1 protein-coding gene is annotated in these 580 nt (G+C 66.0%); it reads right to left on the bottom strand.

Annotation, left to right across the window (positions count from 1 at the left end):
- Window positions 1-325 (bottom strand): hypothetical protein (locus tag AAA021_RS09500; protein ID WP_349089037.1); only part of this gene is annotated, 325 nt, incomplete at its 3' end.
- Window positions 326-580 lie beyond the last annotated feature (255 nt).

Genomic DNA, 580 nt, shown 5'->3' with positions numbered 1-580 from the left:
CGATCGCGAAGACCAGCGAGAGCGCCGCGATAGCGAGGCTGAGGATGTTCACCTTCCTCGACTGCTCCGCCTGCACGGCGGCATTCCGTCGCTGTTCCGCGAGCTCGTCGTCGTACCTGCGGGAGTACTCGCGGAAGGCCTCCAGCTGGGCGCGGTTCAGCTCTATCGCCTCTCGCAGGAGCCTGAGCGGCTCGGCCTCGACGGTCCCGGCGCCCACGGCGCGCCGCGTTGCCGAGGGGGTGTCCTCGATGTCCTCTAGGAGGCCGCTCGCCCGTTCTATCAGGGCGCTGAGGCGCTCCGATGCGTTCTCGAAGGGGTTGCTCATCGCATCCGTCCTCTCTCTCGGTGTCGTTGTAGCGGGTATCGCCATGCGTTCGAGGATAACGCTTCTGCTCGGTGCCGGGGCGGCGTTACCGGTGGCCGTGCTGAGTGCCGAGGAGATGTATCTGAACGGCTGGAAGGCCGGGAAAAGGAGAAAGACATGATTCAACTGATTATCGGAGCGGGTCTGGGACTCGGCGGCGTGGCCGCCGCCGTCGCCATCAAGCGGTATAACGAGGCCGAGTGCGAGAGGGCCGCC

The organism is Collinsella sp. CLA-JM-H32 (assembly GCF_040098165.1).
Taxonomy (GTDB): Bacteria; Actinomycetota; Coriobacteriia; order Coriobacteriales; family Coriobacteriaceae; genus Collinsella.
Note: the sequence above shows the minus strand (reverse complement) of the source record. Positions and strands in the feature narration are given on the sequence as shown.